This is a genomic window from Ilumatobacter sp. (genome assembly GCF_039969435.1).
Taxonomy (GTDB): Bacteria; Actinomycetota; Acidimicrobiia; order Acidimicrobiales; family Ilumatobacteraceae; genus Ilumatobacter_A.
In genome coordinates, this window is record NZ_JBDVNU010000012.1 from 21,112 (window position 1) to 34,743 (window position 13,632).

Below are 13,632 nucleotides of genomic sequence, written 5' to 3' on the forward strand. Positions count from 1 at the left end.
ACCACCGGGCGCCGAGGGGCACCCGTCACCAACAACAACCACCACCAGCAAGGGGAATGCAACCATGACCGAACTCGTCGAAGTCACATCAGGACTCGAGTTTCCCGAAGGGCCGATCGCGATGCCGGACGGCAGTGTGATCCTGGTCGAGATGTTCGGACCGCGCCTGACGCGCGTCCTCCCGGACGGCACCAAGGAGACCGTGGCCGAAGTGCCCGGCGGCCCGAACGGCGCGGCGCTCGGCCCGGACGGGGCGATCTACGTCGCGAACAACGGTGCCCGCTTCACCAAGACCGAGATGGAAGGGCTCACCTTCCCCGGCCCGACCACGCCCGGCAAGTACATCGGTGGCCGGATCTCGCGTGTCGACGTCGAGACGGGCGATGTCACCGACCTCTACACCCAGTGCAACGGTGTCGACCTCGTCGCCCCGAACGACCTCGTGTTCGACGATCAGGGTGGGTTCTACTTCACCGATCACGGCCGTGACGAGGGACGCGTCGCTCACCTCGGTGGCATCTACTACGCCAAGGCCGACGGCTCGTCGATCGAGGAACTCGTCTTCCCGGCACACGAGCCGAACGGCATCGGCTTGTCGCCCGACGGCACGATCCTGTACTGGGCGGAGACCTGGACTGGTCGCGTGATGCGTCGCCGCGTCCTCGGCCCCGGCCAACTGGAGGAGGCCGGCCTGGTCGACACCTGGCAGTGCCTGTACGGCCTTCCGGGCTTCCAACTCCTCGACTCGCTCGGCGTCGACGGTGACGGAAACGTGTGTGTCGCCACCCTGGTGAACGGCGGGGTCACGGTCATCTCGCCGGACGGAGAACTGGTCGACTTCATCGAGTCCGGAGACCTGCTCACCACGAACATCTGCTTCGGCGGCGACGACCTCAAGACCGCGTACGTCACGCTCTCGGGCACCGGTCGCCTGATGAGGATGGAGTGGCCACGTCCGGGAGCGAAACTGCACTACCTGAACGACTGAGGGTCATCGAGCGTTCCCTTCGTCGATCTCCATGCGTGGTCCACGAAGGGAGCGCGACGGCACCGGCGAACGGGTGCTGACGAGCCTGTTCCACTCACGTCTGCCCGAGCGCCGGTCGGCGGGCTGTTCATCCGCCGACCCAGGTCGTTCGGACGACGGGTCAGTCGTTCAGGACGATGCTGATGGCGTGGGTGCTGGAGGGCCAGTTCGGGACGTTGAGCGTCTGCGGGTCGTCGGTGTCGCCACGGGGCAGGTTGGTGACCGTGATGGTCCCGGAGCCGTCCGCGGAGGCCGGGATGAAGACATCGATCCCGCTCTGGAAGGGTTGCTCGGAGAAGTACGGGAGCGCGGTCGTTGTCGTCTCGCCCGGCGTGGCCGCATCGTCGTGGATGTGGAGCCCGATCGCGCCGTTGCCGACGAAGTCGACGATGGCGTCGACGACTGGTCCGCCGTCCGTACTGATCTCGAGGACGTCACGCTCGTCGCCCTCGAGGTCGGCGTCGTCGACGGCGTACCACTCCCTCATCCGGCTGACCACCAATGAGGAATGGTCGTCACCGGTGTTGGTGTTGGTGCGGGTCGCGCCGTCGGGAGGCGAGGACAGGAGTCGAACGTGACGGCTGCTGCGCACGTAGGGCTGAAGGTAGAGGTGATGCTCGATCGGCGAATCCGGCGCTGTCTACGAGTACTCGTAGTGCGCACCGGACTCGAGGACCAGCGGACCGAACTCGCCGTCGGCGCCGATCGGGAACGAGGCGTGAGGAGTGCCGCCGAGTCGCGTCCCGGACGCGCGGTCGATCGGCCAGATCTCGAGCGTTGCGCCTTGTCGACCGGTGTTCGCTGGAAAGTTCACAGCGCGCCCGGAGATCACCACGGGAGCCCGCTGGGGCACGATCTCGAGAACCTCCGGCGCCTCCCCGACCAAGAACTCGTACTGCATGGCAAAGGACTCCTCGGAGGTGGCGACCTCGACGTGCGCCTGGCCCGGATTGTTCGCTTGGTTCGGCGCCACACACGGCACGATGCCATCGGGACACGGAACCCCGTCGACGGCGACGTACTTGGCCACCTTGGCGGCCCGCACCGGATCCTCCAGGTACCTGGTCGACACGATCGTCCCCCGGGAGTGACCGACGAGGTAGATCTGTTCGGCGCCCGTGTCGGCCAACACCTGATCGATCAGTCCGTCGACGCCATCGGCATAGCTCTCGATGTCGAGACCGGCACCGTCGTGGTCGTACGCGACGATCTGCTCGGCCGGGTACCCATTGGCCACGAAGCGCATCGCCTGTGACTCGTACTGTTGGGCGGACCCGGCGAAGCCGTGCACGAACACGATCGGTCGGACGACCTCGTCGGGAAGGGGCGCGGCCGGATCGGTGCCCGCTGGGTCGACGGTCGCCACCTGGGCGCCGGGCAAGTCGGCCACAGCAGCGACGGACGGATCGACTTCGTCGGGCGCATCGGTGACGGGCGGCGAATCGAGGGGTGACTCGGTGGGAGTTGGATCGGTGACAGGCGGGTCCGTCTCCGGTGGCTCGGTGACCGGCGAATCGTCGTTTCCCGTCGCGACGTCGTCTGCGGCTTCGTCGACGCCTCCGGTGGCCGATGGAGGGCTGCGGACGTCGGAGTCGGAACGTCCGGACGAGCAGGCGGCCACCGCCACCACGAGGGTGATCAGGACAGCCGACGACCGGATGCGGCGGGGCTCCAACAACGACATGACGCCGATCATGCTCGCACATCCGCGTTGCGGTGGTGACAGGCGACAGGTGCCACCGGCTCCATTCTCGGATCGCCGGTGACGGCGTGGTGAGATGGCCGCGTTCAGCCGGTCGCCGAGATCAGTGCGTCGAGGATCGCTCGGATCGCCGGTGACGTTTCCATGGTGCGTCGATGCACCGCGACGACGTTGCGGGTCGGGACGGGAGCAGCGACCTCGACGGCTGCGAGGTCCGCTGCGAGTTCGGGGCGCCCGAGCCGGGGGACGAGCGCCACGCCGAGGCCGGCCTGGGTCATCGCGAGATGGGACGCGAACTCCTGGGCTTCGTGCGCGATCCGAGGTCGTCGTCCGGTCCCGTCGTACATCCGATTGAGCCACTGCCGACAGATCGTTCCGTCCGGTGTGGCGATCCAGGCTTCGTCGATCAGATCGTGCGGGGTGACCGTGCACCGACCAGCGAGGGGATGGGCGTGGGGGACGATGACGTCGGCGACGTCGGACGTGATCGGGACGGTGACCAGATGGTCGGGGACGTCGATCGGCACATCACCCCACGAATGGACGATGCCGATCTCGCACTGGCCGCTGGCGACGAGATCGACGGCGGCCCACGGCTCACCTTCGCTCAGCGTGAGCGTCAGATCGTCGTGTGCGGCGAGGAGAGCAGCCGCCGTCGCGGCGACGAGACCCCGCATCGCCGTCGAGAACGCGATGAGGCGGATGTGTCCGGCAACGGCCCCGGCGGAGTCGTGGAGGCCCGACTCGAGTTCCTCCAGCGCGGTGAGGACGCCGGCGCCTGCGTCGAGCAGTTGTCGCCCGTGCACGGTCACGATCACACCGCGACCGACGCGTTCCAGCAACGGAAGCCCGGCCTGGCGTTCGAGTCGCTTGACCTGTTGCGACACCGCACTCGGCGTGAACCCCAGCGCCTCTGCAGCGCCCACGACCGATCCGCAAGCGTCCACCGCCCGGAGCGAGACCAGAGCCGACAGATCGATCATGTAGCGAAGCTACATCGAATTGTGCATGATCATTCGCTGGTCCTTCACGGTCCTTGGGGTTCATCCTGAGAGCCGTGGATCTCCGTGACTCCCTGCTCGCCTCGCTCGTCGCCGCCATCTGGGGCTTCAACTTCGTCGTGATCGACTGGGGGATGAGCGACGTGCCCCCACTGCTGTTCCTCGCCGTCCGCTTCGCTGTCGTGCTCGTCCCGGCCGTCTTCCTCGTGCCCCGACCGGACGTCGCCTGGACGACGATCCTGGGGATCGGTTCGCTGATGTCGCTCGGGCAGTTCGTGTTCCTCTACCTCGCGCTCGATGCCGGCATGCCACCCGGTCTCGCCGCACTGGTCCTGCAGGGTCAGGTCGTCTTCACGGTGGTCATCGCCGCCACCGTGCTGCGCGAACGTCCACGTCCGCTGCAGGTCGTCGGCGTCGGCATCGGCGTGATCGGGCTGGTCGTCGTGGCGGTCGGCCGCGGCGGCGACGTCGCACTCCTGCCGTTCGTCCTGTGCCTCCTCGCTGCGCTGTCCTGGGGAGCCGGCAACGTCGTGTCTCGGGCGTCCGGCGTGTCGAGCGGGTTGTCGCTCACCGTGTGGTCGGCGCTCGTCGTCCCGATTCCCGCGCTGGTGCTCGCTCTCGCGACGGAGGGCCCGACCGCGCTCGTCGACGGGCTGGACGCCTTCGGTTGGACGTCGATCGTCTCGACGCTCTACACCGCCGGACTCGCCTCACTCGCCGGCTACGGGATCTTCAACACGCTGCTGTCGCGTCATCGCTCGGCCGATGTCGTGCCGTTCGTGCTGCTCGCACCCGTCGTGGCGATCGCGTCCGCTGCCGTCCTCCTCGATCAGGTCCCCAACCGCGCCGAGGCGGCGGGTGCCGTCGTCATGATCGCGGGCGTCCTCGTCGCGCTCCGGGCCAGTCGCACGAGCCCACGATCCGCGCTGCACGAAGCAACGCCGATCACGCAGACGGGCGTTGCGGCAGCGAGTCCGGGCTCGGTTCCCGGCGACTTCGTCAGTGGGTCGGACACCGCTGCTCGACGATGAGCTCGGTGATCGCGATCCAACCGAACGCCCAGCTCGTCGCGCAGGTCACTACGGTCGAGGGCGATGGGGTACCGCCACTCGCGTGAAGACATCCTCGGCGGCGCGCTCGCCGTCGCCTTCGACGACGGATTGAGCCAGCTCACGTTCGGCCGCGTCGCGAAGCGTCTCGGCATCAGTGACCGGGTCGTCGTCTACTACTTCCCCTCCAAGGACGAACTCGTCGGCGACGTCCTGGTCGCTGTCGGCGTCCAGCTCCAGCAGACGCTCGCGCCCGTGCTCGGGGCCGAGGCCGTGGACCACCTGGAGCTGGTCCGCGCGGCGTGGCCCGTCGTGGCGCAGCCCGATGCCGATGCCGTGTTCGCCCTCTTCTTCGAGGCGAACGGGCTCGCATCGGCGGGACGACAGCCCTTCAGCACGCTCGTTCCGCAACTCGTCGAGGCCTGGATCACCTGGGCGGCCGAGTTCTTCCAGGGCACACCGGCACGGCGTCGTACCGAGGCCGAAGCCGCCATCGCGCTCTTCGACGGGTTGCTCCTCCTGCGCCAACTCGCCGGGCCGGACTCCGCCAGTCGCGCCGCGGGCAGACTCGGCGTGGCCGACCTCCGCTGACTCGGCGCATTCGCGGGACCCCTCCCGGAACGGGGGAGGTGTGCTCCGGATCACGTCCCGGGAAGTTCGGAAGGTCGGGACGTCGAGGGTGCCGTCCGCACGCCCGATCCGGGCGGCTCGGCCACCACCGCCGACATGACCGCTGCGGTGACGGAGGGATGCCGAGCCGCGTGACGCGGTGGTCGTGGGTTCTGCTCCGGTTCAGGCCCCGAGGGTGATCGTCGGACCGTCGGGCAGGCGATCCCACCAGCGCCCGAAGCGGGAGAACACGGTGGGCTCGCGGTCCGCCAGGAACCGTCGCAGGTCACGCGCCTCGTCGTCCAGCGATGCGAGGGTCGCGTCGTCGAGTGGCTCCAGCGCCCGAACCTCGATCCCGTCGTGCGCGGCCCGCCAGACACCACGCACGAGACCGCCGACCAGCACGGTCGGCAGGACATCGCCGTTCCGCCGGATGACGTGGGCGCGGTGCTCGTCGGGGATCACGCGCGAGCGATCGGAGTAGGCGAGCAGCACGCTGTCCCACATCCCCAGCAGGCGCGGCGGGAGCGGGCTCGGGTCGGCCTCCGGTCCGGAGCGGCCGTCGTTCACGTCGAGCAGGTGAGATCCGTTCGGCCCGGGCACGGTGACGATGTCGGCCATCGACTCGGTCACCTCTCGGAGGGCCGACCGCTTGAGGATCGTGAATTGCGAGAGGTCGGCGACGTTCGCCGGTCCGAACGCCGCGAGGTATCGCCGCACGAGTTCCGCAGTCGCGCTGGGCTCGTGGTCGGTCGCGACCGTGCACGGGAGGTACGTCGGACGTCGGCCGAACGACCAGGTGTCGGTCGTCGGCGCGTTGCGGAAGGCGCCGACCATGCGCAGCGCCGACCAGAGGCGGGCCGGGTCGGTGGCCTCGGGAGCGAACTCGGCGAGCACCCTCTCGAGGTCGGCGTTGTCGTGCGGTTCGACCATCGCCGACGAGAGTTGCCCGAGGATCTCGGCCACCCGATCCGCGTCGAGCCCGATGTCGTCGAGGACCTCGAAGTACCCGGCGTCGCGCACCCGACTCCTCATCGCCGCCCTCGCCCACCCGACGTCGCCTGCCCCGACGGCGTGCAGCGTGAACCGGAACAGCGACGCCTTCACGATCGTTCCGTCGGCAACGGCCCGGTCGAGGTCGGCCGCGTCGAAGCCGTCGACACGATTCCACAACGCCAGGTACGGCGCTGCGGGCTCCTGGGCTTGCAGCGCCAGCACCGATCGAACGGCGTCGTGCACCCCGACCGCTCGACGCGACGACAGACCCTGACGAACCATCGTCTCGTGGGTCAACGCCTCGCTGGTCCACGCCGCCACGACCCAGAACCTAGAGCGCGCCGGCCCGCGCGTCGACCGCACTCGACCGACGACGTCGACGAACGGTCGCCGACGTCGTCGGCGACGTGCCCGCCGACGCGCTCTACTGTTCCCTCGATGACCGATGGCTGGCTGGCCGACACCCGCTCCTCCTACGACGTCGACGCCGTCGGATATGCCGCGAAGGTGGACGGCCTCCTGGACGCGAGGCCGGACCTGCGTGCCGGCCTGGCGTTGTTCGCAGACTTGATCCGGGATGCCGGTGGCGGGACCGTCGCCGACATCGGTTGCGGCCCCGGCTACGTCACCCGCCACCTGCGCGACCTCGGCGTCGAGGCGTTCGGCATCGACCTCTCGTCGGAGATGGTCGCTCTCGCACGGCGCGATCACCCCGACCTGCGCTTCGAGGTCGGGACGATGACCGACCTCGACCTCGGCGACGACTCACTCGCCGGTGTGGTCGCGTTCTGGTCGGTGATCCACGTGCCCGATCGAGCGGTACCCGGTGTGTTCGCCGAGTTCCACCGGGTGGTGCGTCCGGGCGGCTCGCTGCTCGTCGGATTCCACGTCGGACAGGATGCCCACCACACCCGCGCCCACCATATGAGCGAGGGATACTCGGGCCGCACGATCGCCGTCGACAGCTACCACCGCCCATCGGCGACGATGGCCCGGTGGCTGCGCGACGCAGGCTTCACCATCGAGGCCGAACTCCTGATGCGCCCCGACGAGGAGGTACCCGGAGCCATCCTCTTCGCGAGGAGCCGGCGTTGACCGCCTCACCCGGCCAGCGTCCTTCACGACACGGACGCCAGGGGATGGCGGGTTGTCTAGTCTCGACACATGACGTGCCGCACGGTGTTCGCCGACCGCGTCACGGGCCGCACCTGTCTGCTGTGCGGTGACGACGAGCGCGGCGCAGCGTCGGCATCGTGACGACGAAGGGCCTGACGGACGGGCCGGTGCTCGTGCTGGGTGGCAGGAGCGAGATCGGACTCGACGTGGCCCGGAGGCTGGTTCCCGGTCGTGCTGCAGTGCTCGCCGCACGTCGTTCCGACGACCTCGCGGACGAGATCGCATCGCTGCGCGCCGCGGGAGCGACGTCGGTGTCCGCGATCGAGTTCGACGCCGACGACACGGAGAGCCACCCTGCCTTGTTCGAGGAGATCGACCGGCGAGTCGGCGCCGTGGCGGTGGCGGTCCTGGCGTTCGGGATCCTCGGCGATCAGGCGACCGCCGAACGCGACCCGTCGCACGCCCTCGCCGTCGTCCACACCGACTTCGTCGCCCAGGTGAGCGTCCTCACGCTGCTGGCCGAGCGGATGCGATCGGCGGGTGCCGGGAAGATCGTGGTGTTCTCGTCGGTCGCCGGGATCCGTGTGCGTCGCGCCAACTACGTCTACGGAGCGGCGAAGGCGGGCCTCGACGGCTTCGCGAGCGGTCTCGGCGATGCACTGCATGGCAGCGGCGTGGACCTCCTGCTGGTCCGACCGGGCTTCGTGGTGGGTCGGATGACCGAGGGCATGAGTCCGGCCCCGTTGTCGAGTACGCCCGGCGAGGTCGCAGCCGCAGTGGTCGATGCCCTGCGACGCGGGCGCTCGACGGTGTGGGTGCCGACCTTGCTTCGGCCCGCGTTCTTCGTCGCCCGACTGCTGCCGCAGTGGTTGTGGCGTCGCATGCCGCGGTAGGACGCAGCCGATGACGCGGCGGGGGTGCGTCCGCTTCTTGTCGAGCCGTGGTCGAGGGATTACTGTCCGCTCAGCGGTGTTCGCTCAGTCGTCGAAGGGGAGCTCATGAGATCGCGATTCCTACGTACCCGAGCCGCTGTCGTGAGTGGTGTCGCCGTCGCAGTCCTCGGTTCGAGCAGCCTGCTGTCGGCGAGTCAACCACTCCCGACCGCTCCGGCCACGAGCACCGTCACGATCGTTCCGATTCGTCTCGTCGACACGCGGATCGCACTCGGATCGACGGGCCCACTGCAGGGCGCCCAGACCATCAGCGTTCCGATCGCCGGTCGCTTCGGCGTGCCGGCCGAGGCGACGGCGGCCATCGTGAACGTCACGGTGGTCGGCGGGACCTCCCCGTCGTTCCTGACGGCGTTCCCGACCGGTGCGGACCGTCCCGACACCTCGACCATCAACTGGCCCGACGATCGTGCGATCGCCAACGGCTCCACGGTGGCGTTGGGATCCGGCGGCGGGCTCGACGTGTACAACGACGCCGGATCCGTGCAGGTGATCATCGATCTCCAGGGGTATGTCACGCCCGCCGATCTCGTGCCGGGACCCAAGGGTGACCCCGGTCCGGCCGGGCCCGAGGGTCCACAGGGTTCGACAGGCGCACCCGGGGCCGACGGCGCACCCGGGGCCGACGGCAGCATGGGAGTACCCGGCATCCAGGGACCTCCCGGCGACACCGGTCCGCAGGGCGACACCGGTCCCCAGGGCGATCCCGGTCCACAGGGGGTCGCCGGGCCGCAGGGCGACACCGGTCCTCAGGGGGCCACGGGGCCGCAGGGCGACACCGGACCTCAGGGCATCCCCGGACCTCAGGGCGACACCGGAGCACAGGGCGACACGGGCCCACAGGGCGACACCGGACCTCAGGGCATCCCCGGACCTCAGGGCACACAGGGCATCCCCGGACCCACCGGACTGCCCGGTGCCACAGGCCCGACCGGCGACCAGGGCCCGAGCGGCGGCAACCCGGTGCTCTCGGGTGGCGTCGACTTCATCGACCCCCTCGACGCGAACGGATTCGTGGGGCTCGGCCAGCGGGAGATGGTCGTCCCCACGGCGGCGGCCGCAGGAGCCCCGATGCCCGTCGATGGGAGGTTGTCGGCCCTCAACGTGAAACTCGGGTCCGCCGCTGCCGCATCGGTGACGGTGTGGGTGAACGGCGCCGCCTCCGCACTCACCTGCACCGTGGCGCCGCCGGCTGCAACATGTGTCGACGGTACGAACGGGGTGGACCTGTCGGCGTCGGACACCATCGCGGTGCGGATCGTGAACACCGGTGGAGTCGCCATCTCCAACTTCGTCTGGACCGCCTGGCTGGCACCGGCGCCGTGACCCACGCACATGCGCTCCCTCGGCAGGCTGCTGCCGGATCGGCTCCGCTCGTCGTCGACCGGCGACAGCTTCTCATCGGTGGAACCGCGGTCGCAGGGTTCGCGCTCGCAGGTCTCGTCGCGCCGCTGGTCTCTGCAGCAGTGTCCACCGGCACTGGCGCGAGTGCTCCGCTCACTGCCGCGAGCTTCACCCCGCACATCGGCACGTTGTTCCGCGTCCGTGCTGCCGGGGTCGGCGCCGTCGCGTTGCGACTGGTCGAAGCAACACCCACACAGGGACGAAGCAGCGAGCCGACGCTGCTGAGCGGCAGCGCCTACACACTGATCCTCGAAGGACCGGTCGAATCCCGCCTCCCGGCGGCGGTGTACCACCTGAGCCACGGTGCGTTGGATCTCCCGCCGATGCACGTCTTCCCGGTCGGTCGGTCCGCTCGGGTCCAGGACTACCAGATCATCGTCGACACCCGAACGTTCGAGTCGGGATCCCATTCACGGAAAGCAGGCTGACATGGCAACGCCCTTCATCGCACAGATCTCGATGTTCGGGGGCAACTTCGCCCCGAGAGGCTGGGCGTTCTGCGACGGCCAGATCTTGTCGATCGCGCAGAACACCGCACTCTTCTCCCTCCTCGGCACGACGTACGGCGGCGACGGCCAGACCACCTTCGCGCTTCCCGATCTCCGAGGTCGTGTGCCGATGCATCCCGGCCAGGGTCCGGGGCTCAGCAACTACGCGCTCGGGCAGACCGGTGGCACCGAGACCACCACGCTCGGCGTGAACAATCTGCCGCCGCACAACCACGGGATCTCCGCGTCGGCGGGCGGACAGACCACGAACCGCCCGACGAACGGGTACCTCGCCGCCGGGAACCGGTACACGACCACCACCGACACGGCGATGGCACCGACCGCCGTCGCCGGAAGTGGGCAGGCGTTCAACAACGTCCAGCCGTACCAGACGGTGAACTTCATCATCGCTCTCCAGGGCATCTTCCCGTCGCGGAACTGATGTCGGGGACGGTCGTGACCTTGCGTCATGCGACCGCCGACGATCGACCGTTCCTCGAGCAACTCTTCAGCGCCACGACTCGCTCGGAGTTCGCCTCGATCGACCCGGATCTCGTCGACGAGTTGCTCGCGCACCAGCACGAGATCCGACTGCGGGCGTACGCCGACGCGTTCGATCCGACCGGCGATCACATCATCGTCCACGACGACGGACCGGTCGGGCGGATCTGGGTGGACAGCTCGAGCGACGAGTGGACGCTGGTCGACTTCGCGGTGCTGCCCGACCATCAGAAGCAGGGAATCGGCTCCGTCCTCATGGCCGACCTCGTCGACCAGGCCGAGCGGTCCGAAGCGACCGTCCGATTGACCGTGCGGTCCGACAACATCGGCGCGCAACGCCTGTACTTCCGCAACGGCTTCACCGTCGAACTCGCCGACGACGTCCATCTCCAGTTCGTCCGCCGTTCGTCGGCGCAACGGCGTGAACGCTTCGAACAGGTCCGTACCCGTGTGCTCGCCGACGTCTCGTTGCAGGAGCGCCTCCGCACCGTTCCCGCCGATCGTCTGGTTGCCGAGATCATCGAGGTGGCGGGAGTCCTCGGGCTCGAGATCGACGCCGAGGACGTCGCCGAGGCCCAGCGCACCGCTCGAACGGACTGGCTCGAACGATGGGTCTAGTCGCCTCGATCACCCCCGCCACCGATCTGACCGGGTGGACGCCGGTCAGGGTGTCCGTGGCCGAGGGCGAGCCGGTGATCTCCTGGTGCTGGAGTGACGGCGAGGTGTTCGATCCGCCGTTCTGGAACGACACGGCGAACCGCCTGATGCGCGATCCGTTCCGGCTGCTGTTCCAGCACACCGGTGGCCTGGGCGATCTCGAGCGCCACGAGCAACGGAGGCCGCCGCTGCGCCCATCGGGCTTCGTGTACCACCTGTCGCGCTGCGGCTCGACGTTCGTGACGAGCGCGCTCGCTTCGGTGCCCGGCGTATCGGTGCTGTCGGAACCCGTGCCTCTCGATCAGTTGCTGCGGCTGGTCGCCGACCAGCCGACCGACCGTCAGGCGCTCGCCGCCCGATGGATGCTCAGCGCCCTGTCGCCCGCTGCCGATGCGGGCGACGACGGGTTGGTCGTCAAGCTCGACTCGTGGCACATCCACCTCTTCCCGATCCTGCGACGTGCGTATCCGGACGTCCCGTGGATCTTCCTCGCACGCGATCCGGTCGAGGTGATGGTGTCGCACGACCGCCAGCGCGGGCCGCAGATGATCCCGGGCGCCCTTCCGAGCGAGCTGCTGCGCGTGGATGCGGAAACCGTGAGCCTGCACGAACACGGTGCCTCGGTCCTCGCCGCCATTCTCGACTCGGCGCTGTTCCACGAAGCCGACGGCGGGCTCCTGGTCGACTACACCGAGTTGCCCGAAGCGATCACGACGCGGATCCAACCCCACTTCGGCTTGGCGGTGATCGACCCGGACCCCGACGTGCTGTCACAGCACGCCAAGAACCCGGTACTGCCGTTCACTCCCGACGGAGTCGAGAAGCGGGACGGCGCCGATCCGGAGCTGCGCGAAGCGACTCATCGATTGGTCGGCGGGGCCTACTCGGCGTTCGACGCAGCTCGGACTCGTCAGCTCGCCAGCGACGACGAGTTCCCACGATGACGAACGAGCGCAGGTCGGGAACCGGCCTGGATGTCGTGAAGCACGCGCGTCTGCCGTTTCGTTTCGACGCCGTCGACCTCGCCGGCGAGGTCGAGCGGATCGGAGACAAGGAATGGGTGGCGCACTACAACACGGGAGACTACGAGGGGTCGTGGTCGGGTGTCGCCCTGCGCGGCGTCGACGGTCGTGCCGATCGGATCCATCCCGATCCGAGCGCGATCGGGCGGTTCCGTGACACGACGGTGCTGAATGCGTCGCCGGCGTTTCGTTCGGTGCTCGACGTGTTCGAGTGCGAACTGTCGTGTGTGCGTCTGCTGAAGCTGGCGGCGGGGTCGAGGATCAAGGAACATCGCGACGTCGGCTTGAGCGCAGCGTACGGCGAGGCCCGCATCCACGTCCCGATCCTCAGCCACGACGACGTCGAGTTCTTCCTCGACGGTGAGGTCGTGCCGATGCAGGTGGGCGAGGCCTGGTACCTCGACCTCGAGCTGCCGCACCGGGTGGACAACCGCAGCGATCTCGATCGCGTGCACCTGGTGATCGATTGCGTCGTCGACGACTGGTTGGAGGAACTGCTGCGTGCCGGGCGGCCCGACATGTCCGATCCGTCGCTGTCCTCTGCGGTCCCGCTCGATCGCGTCGACTCCGAATCGCTCCGGGCACCACGGCCACGGTCGACCCTCGCCGACCCGACAGCTGCGACGATCGTGGCATTCCTCGTGTCGATCGGCCTCGAGGTTGTCGATGGTGACGTCGGCGACGACTGCATCGTCCCCGGTGTCCGCATCGATGGTGGTGTGATCGTCGTCGACGAGGCGCGACTGCGACACCCTGGCGATCTCCTCCACGAGGCCGGGCACCTCGCGGTCACCGAGCCGGCACGGCGGACGTCGTTGTCGGGAGATGCGGAGTCCGATGGCGGGGACGAGATGGCGGCGATCGCCTGGTCGTACGCCGCTGCCCAGCACCTGGGGATCGATCCGGCGGTCGTGTTCCACGAGGCCGGCTACCGCGGTGGTTCGGCGTCGATCCTGGAGAACTTCGCGGCAGGTCGCTTCTTCGGAGTTCCGCTGCTGCAGTGGTACGAGATGACGTACGACGAGGTACAGGCCTCGAGTCGCGGCGTCGCCGCGTACCCGGCGATGTGTCGATGGCTCCGCGAGGAGAAGCAGGTGTCGGATGACTGAC

The 13,632-nt window shown here is 68.8% G+C and carries 15 protein-coding genes; 11 read left to right on the plus strand and 4 right to left on the minus strand.

The genetic code is table 11. The features are described from left to right. Nucleotides 1–64: 64 nt before the first annotated feature. Entirely contained in the window at nt 65–988 is a 924-nt protein-coding gene (locus ABJK40_RS06895; RefSeq protein WP_348480564.1) for an SMP-30/gluconolactonase/LRE family protein, read from the plus strand. 160 nt (nt 989–1,148) lie between these two features. On the opposite strand, the gene ABJK40_RS06900 is transcribed toward ABJK40_RS06895, so the two are convergent. The 3 genes from ABJK40_RS06900 to ABJK40_RS06910 form a co-directional block, all read right to left on the minus strand. After that, on the minus strand, nt 1,149–1,619 hold the full coding sequence (locus ABJK40_RS06900) for a hypothetical protein (protein ID WP_348480565.1): 471 nt from the start codon (nt 1,617–1,619) through the stop codon (nt 1,149–1,151). Nucleotides 1,620–1,667: 48 nt separating this feature from the next. After that, nucleotides 1,668–2,711, minus strand: a complete 1,044-nt coding sequence (locus tag ABJK40_RS06905; protein WP_348480566.1) for an alpha/beta fold hydrolase — start codon at nt 2,709–2,711, stop codon at nt 1,668–1,670. Between the two features lie 104 nt (nt 2,712–2,815). Further along, on the minus strand, nt 2,816–3,712 hold the full coding sequence (locus ABJK40_RS06910) for a LysR family transcriptional regulator (RefSeq protein WP_348480567.1): 897 nt from the start codon (nt 3,710–3,712) through the stop codon (nt 2,816–2,818). 74 nt (nt 3,713–3,786) lie between these two features. Here ABJK40_RS06910 and ABJK40_RS06915 point away from each other — a divergent pair, with 74 nt between their 5' ends. Both ABJK40_RS06915 and ABJK40_RS06920 read left to right on the plus strand, forming a co-directional pair. After that, the gene (locus tag ABJK40_RS06915; protein WP_348480568.1) at nt 3,787–4,761 is read left to right on the plus strand and encodes an EamA family transporter; all 975 of its coding nucleotides are present in this window, start codon (nt 3,787–3,789) and stop codon (nt 4,759–4,761) included. Between the two features lie 63 nt (nt 4,762–4,824). Beyond that, nucleotides 4,825–5,370 (plus strand): TetR/AcrR family transcriptional regulator, encoded by a 546-nt coding sequence (locus ABJK40_RS06920; RefSeq protein WP_348480569.1) that lies wholly within the window; start codon nt 4,825–4,827, stop codon nt 5,368–5,370. A gap of 201 nt (nt 5,371–5,571) precedes the next feature. Here the strand turns inward: ABJK40_RS06920 and ABJK40_RS06925 are convergent, their stop codons facing one another. Beyond that, nucleotides 5,572–6,705 carry a winged helix DNA-binding domain-containing protein gene (locus tag ABJK40_RS06925; protein ID WP_348480570.1) on the minus strand — a complete coding sequence of 378 codons (1,134 nt, stop codon included), beginning with the start codon at nt 6,703–6,705 and terminating at the stop codon, nt 5,572–5,574. Nucleotides 6,706–6,822: 117 nt separating this feature from the next. On the opposite strand from ABJK40_RS06925, the gene ABJK40_RS06930 reads away from it, so the two are divergent. From ABJK40_RS06930 to ABJK40_RS06965, 8 genes are all read left to right on the plus strand, one after another. Continuing rightward, nucleotides 6,823–7,479, plus strand: a complete 657-nt coding sequence (locus ABJK40_RS06930; RefSeq protein WP_348480571.1) for a class I SAM-dependent methyltransferase — start codon at nt 6,823–6,825, stop codon at nt 7,477–7,479. Nucleotides 7,480–7,637: 158 nt separating this feature from the next. Further along, the gene (locus ABJK40_RS06935) at nt 7,638–8,393 is read left to right on the plus strand and encodes an SDR family NAD(P)-dependent oxidoreductase (protein ID WP_348480572.1); all 756 of its coding nucleotides are present in this window, start codon (nt 7,638–7,640) and stop codon (nt 8,391–8,393) included. A 105-nt stretch (nt 8,394–8,498) separates the two neighbouring features. Next, the gene (locus tag ABJK40_RS06940; RefSeq protein ID WP_348480573.1) at nt 8,499–9,776 is read left to right on the plus strand and encodes a hypothetical protein; all 1,278 of its coding nucleotides are present in this window, start codon (nt 8,499–8,501) and stop codon (nt 9,774–9,776) included. Beyond that, nucleotides 9,773–10,282, plus strand: coding sequence for a hypothetical protein (locus ABJK40_RS06945; protein ID WP_348480574.1), 510 nt, complete (start codon nt 9,773–9,775; stop codon nt 10,280–10,282). Before ABJK40_RS06940 ends, ABJK40_RS06945 begins: the two co-directional genes overlap by 4 nt. Before the next feature lies 1 nt (nt 10,283). Next, a complete protein-coding gene (locus ABJK40_RS06950; RefSeq protein WP_348480575.1) occupies nt 10,284–10,784 on the plus strand; it encodes a tail fiber protein in 501 nt (166 codons plus the stop codon). A 20-nt stretch (nt 10,785–10,804) separates the two neighbouring features. Then, nucleotides 10,805–11,461: a GNAT family N-acetyltransferase gene (locus tag ABJK40_RS06955; protein WP_348510206.1), complete on the plus strand. Its 657-nt coding sequence runs from the start codon at nt 10,805–10,807 to the stop codon at nt 11,459–11,461. Continuing rightward, nucleotides 11,452–12,444, plus strand: coding sequence for an aspartyl beta-hydroxylase (locus ABJK40_RS06960; protein ID WP_348480577.1), 993 nt, complete (start codon nt 11,452–11,454; stop codon nt 12,442–12,444). The genes ABJK40_RS06955 and ABJK40_RS06960 overlap by 10 nt, the downstream gene beginning before the upstream one ends. Beyond that, on the plus strand, nt 12,441–13,631 hold the full coding sequence (locus ABJK40_RS06965; protein WP_348480578.1) for an aspartyl/asparaginyl beta-hydroxylase domain-containing protein: 1,191 nt from the start codon (nt 12,441–12,443) through the stop codon (nt 13,629–13,631). The genes ABJK40_RS06960 and ABJK40_RS06965 overlap by 4 nt, the downstream gene beginning before the upstream one ends. Nucleotide 13,632 lies beyond the last annotated feature (1 nt).

Bases quoted from the DNA above. Each gene is read 5' to 3' on its own strand.
- ABJK40_RS06905 (WP_348480566.1), bottom strand. From the start codon at position 2,711: ATGTCGTTGTTGGAGCCCCGCCGCATCCGGTCGTCGGCTGTCCTGATC.
- ABJK40_RS06920 (WP_348480569.1), top strand. From the start codon at position 4,825: ATGGGGTACCGCCACTCGCGTGAAGACATCCTCGGCGGCGCGCTCGCC.
- ABJK40_RS06895 (WP_348480564.1), top strand. From the start codon at position 65: ATGACCGAACTCGTCGAAGTCACATCAGGACTCGAGTTTCCCGAAGGG.
- ABJK40_RS06940 (WP_348480573.1), top strand. From the start codon at position 8,499: ATGAGATCGCGATTCCTACGTACCCGAGCCGCTGTCGTGAGTGGTGTC.
- ABJK40_RS06965 (WP_348480578.1), top strand. From the start codon at position 12,441: ATGACGAACGAGCGCAGGTCGGGAACCGGCCTGGATGTCGTGAAGCAC.
- ABJK40_RS06910 (WP_348480567.1), bottom strand. From the start codon at position 3,712: ATGATCGATCTGTCGGCTCTGGTCTCGCTCCGGGCGGTGGACGCTTGC.
- ABJK40_RS06930 (WP_348480571.1), top strand. From the start codon at position 6,823: ATGACCGATGGCTGGCTGGCCGACACCCGCTCCTCCTACGACGTCGAC.
- ABJK40_RS06950 (WP_348480575.1), top strand. From the start codon at position 10,284: ATGGCAACGCCCTTCATCGCACAGATCTCGATGTTCGGGGGCAACTTC.
- ABJK40_RS06960 (WP_348480577.1), top strand. From the start codon at position 11,452: ATGGGTCTAGTCGCCTCGATCACCCCCGCCACCGATCTGACCGGGTGG.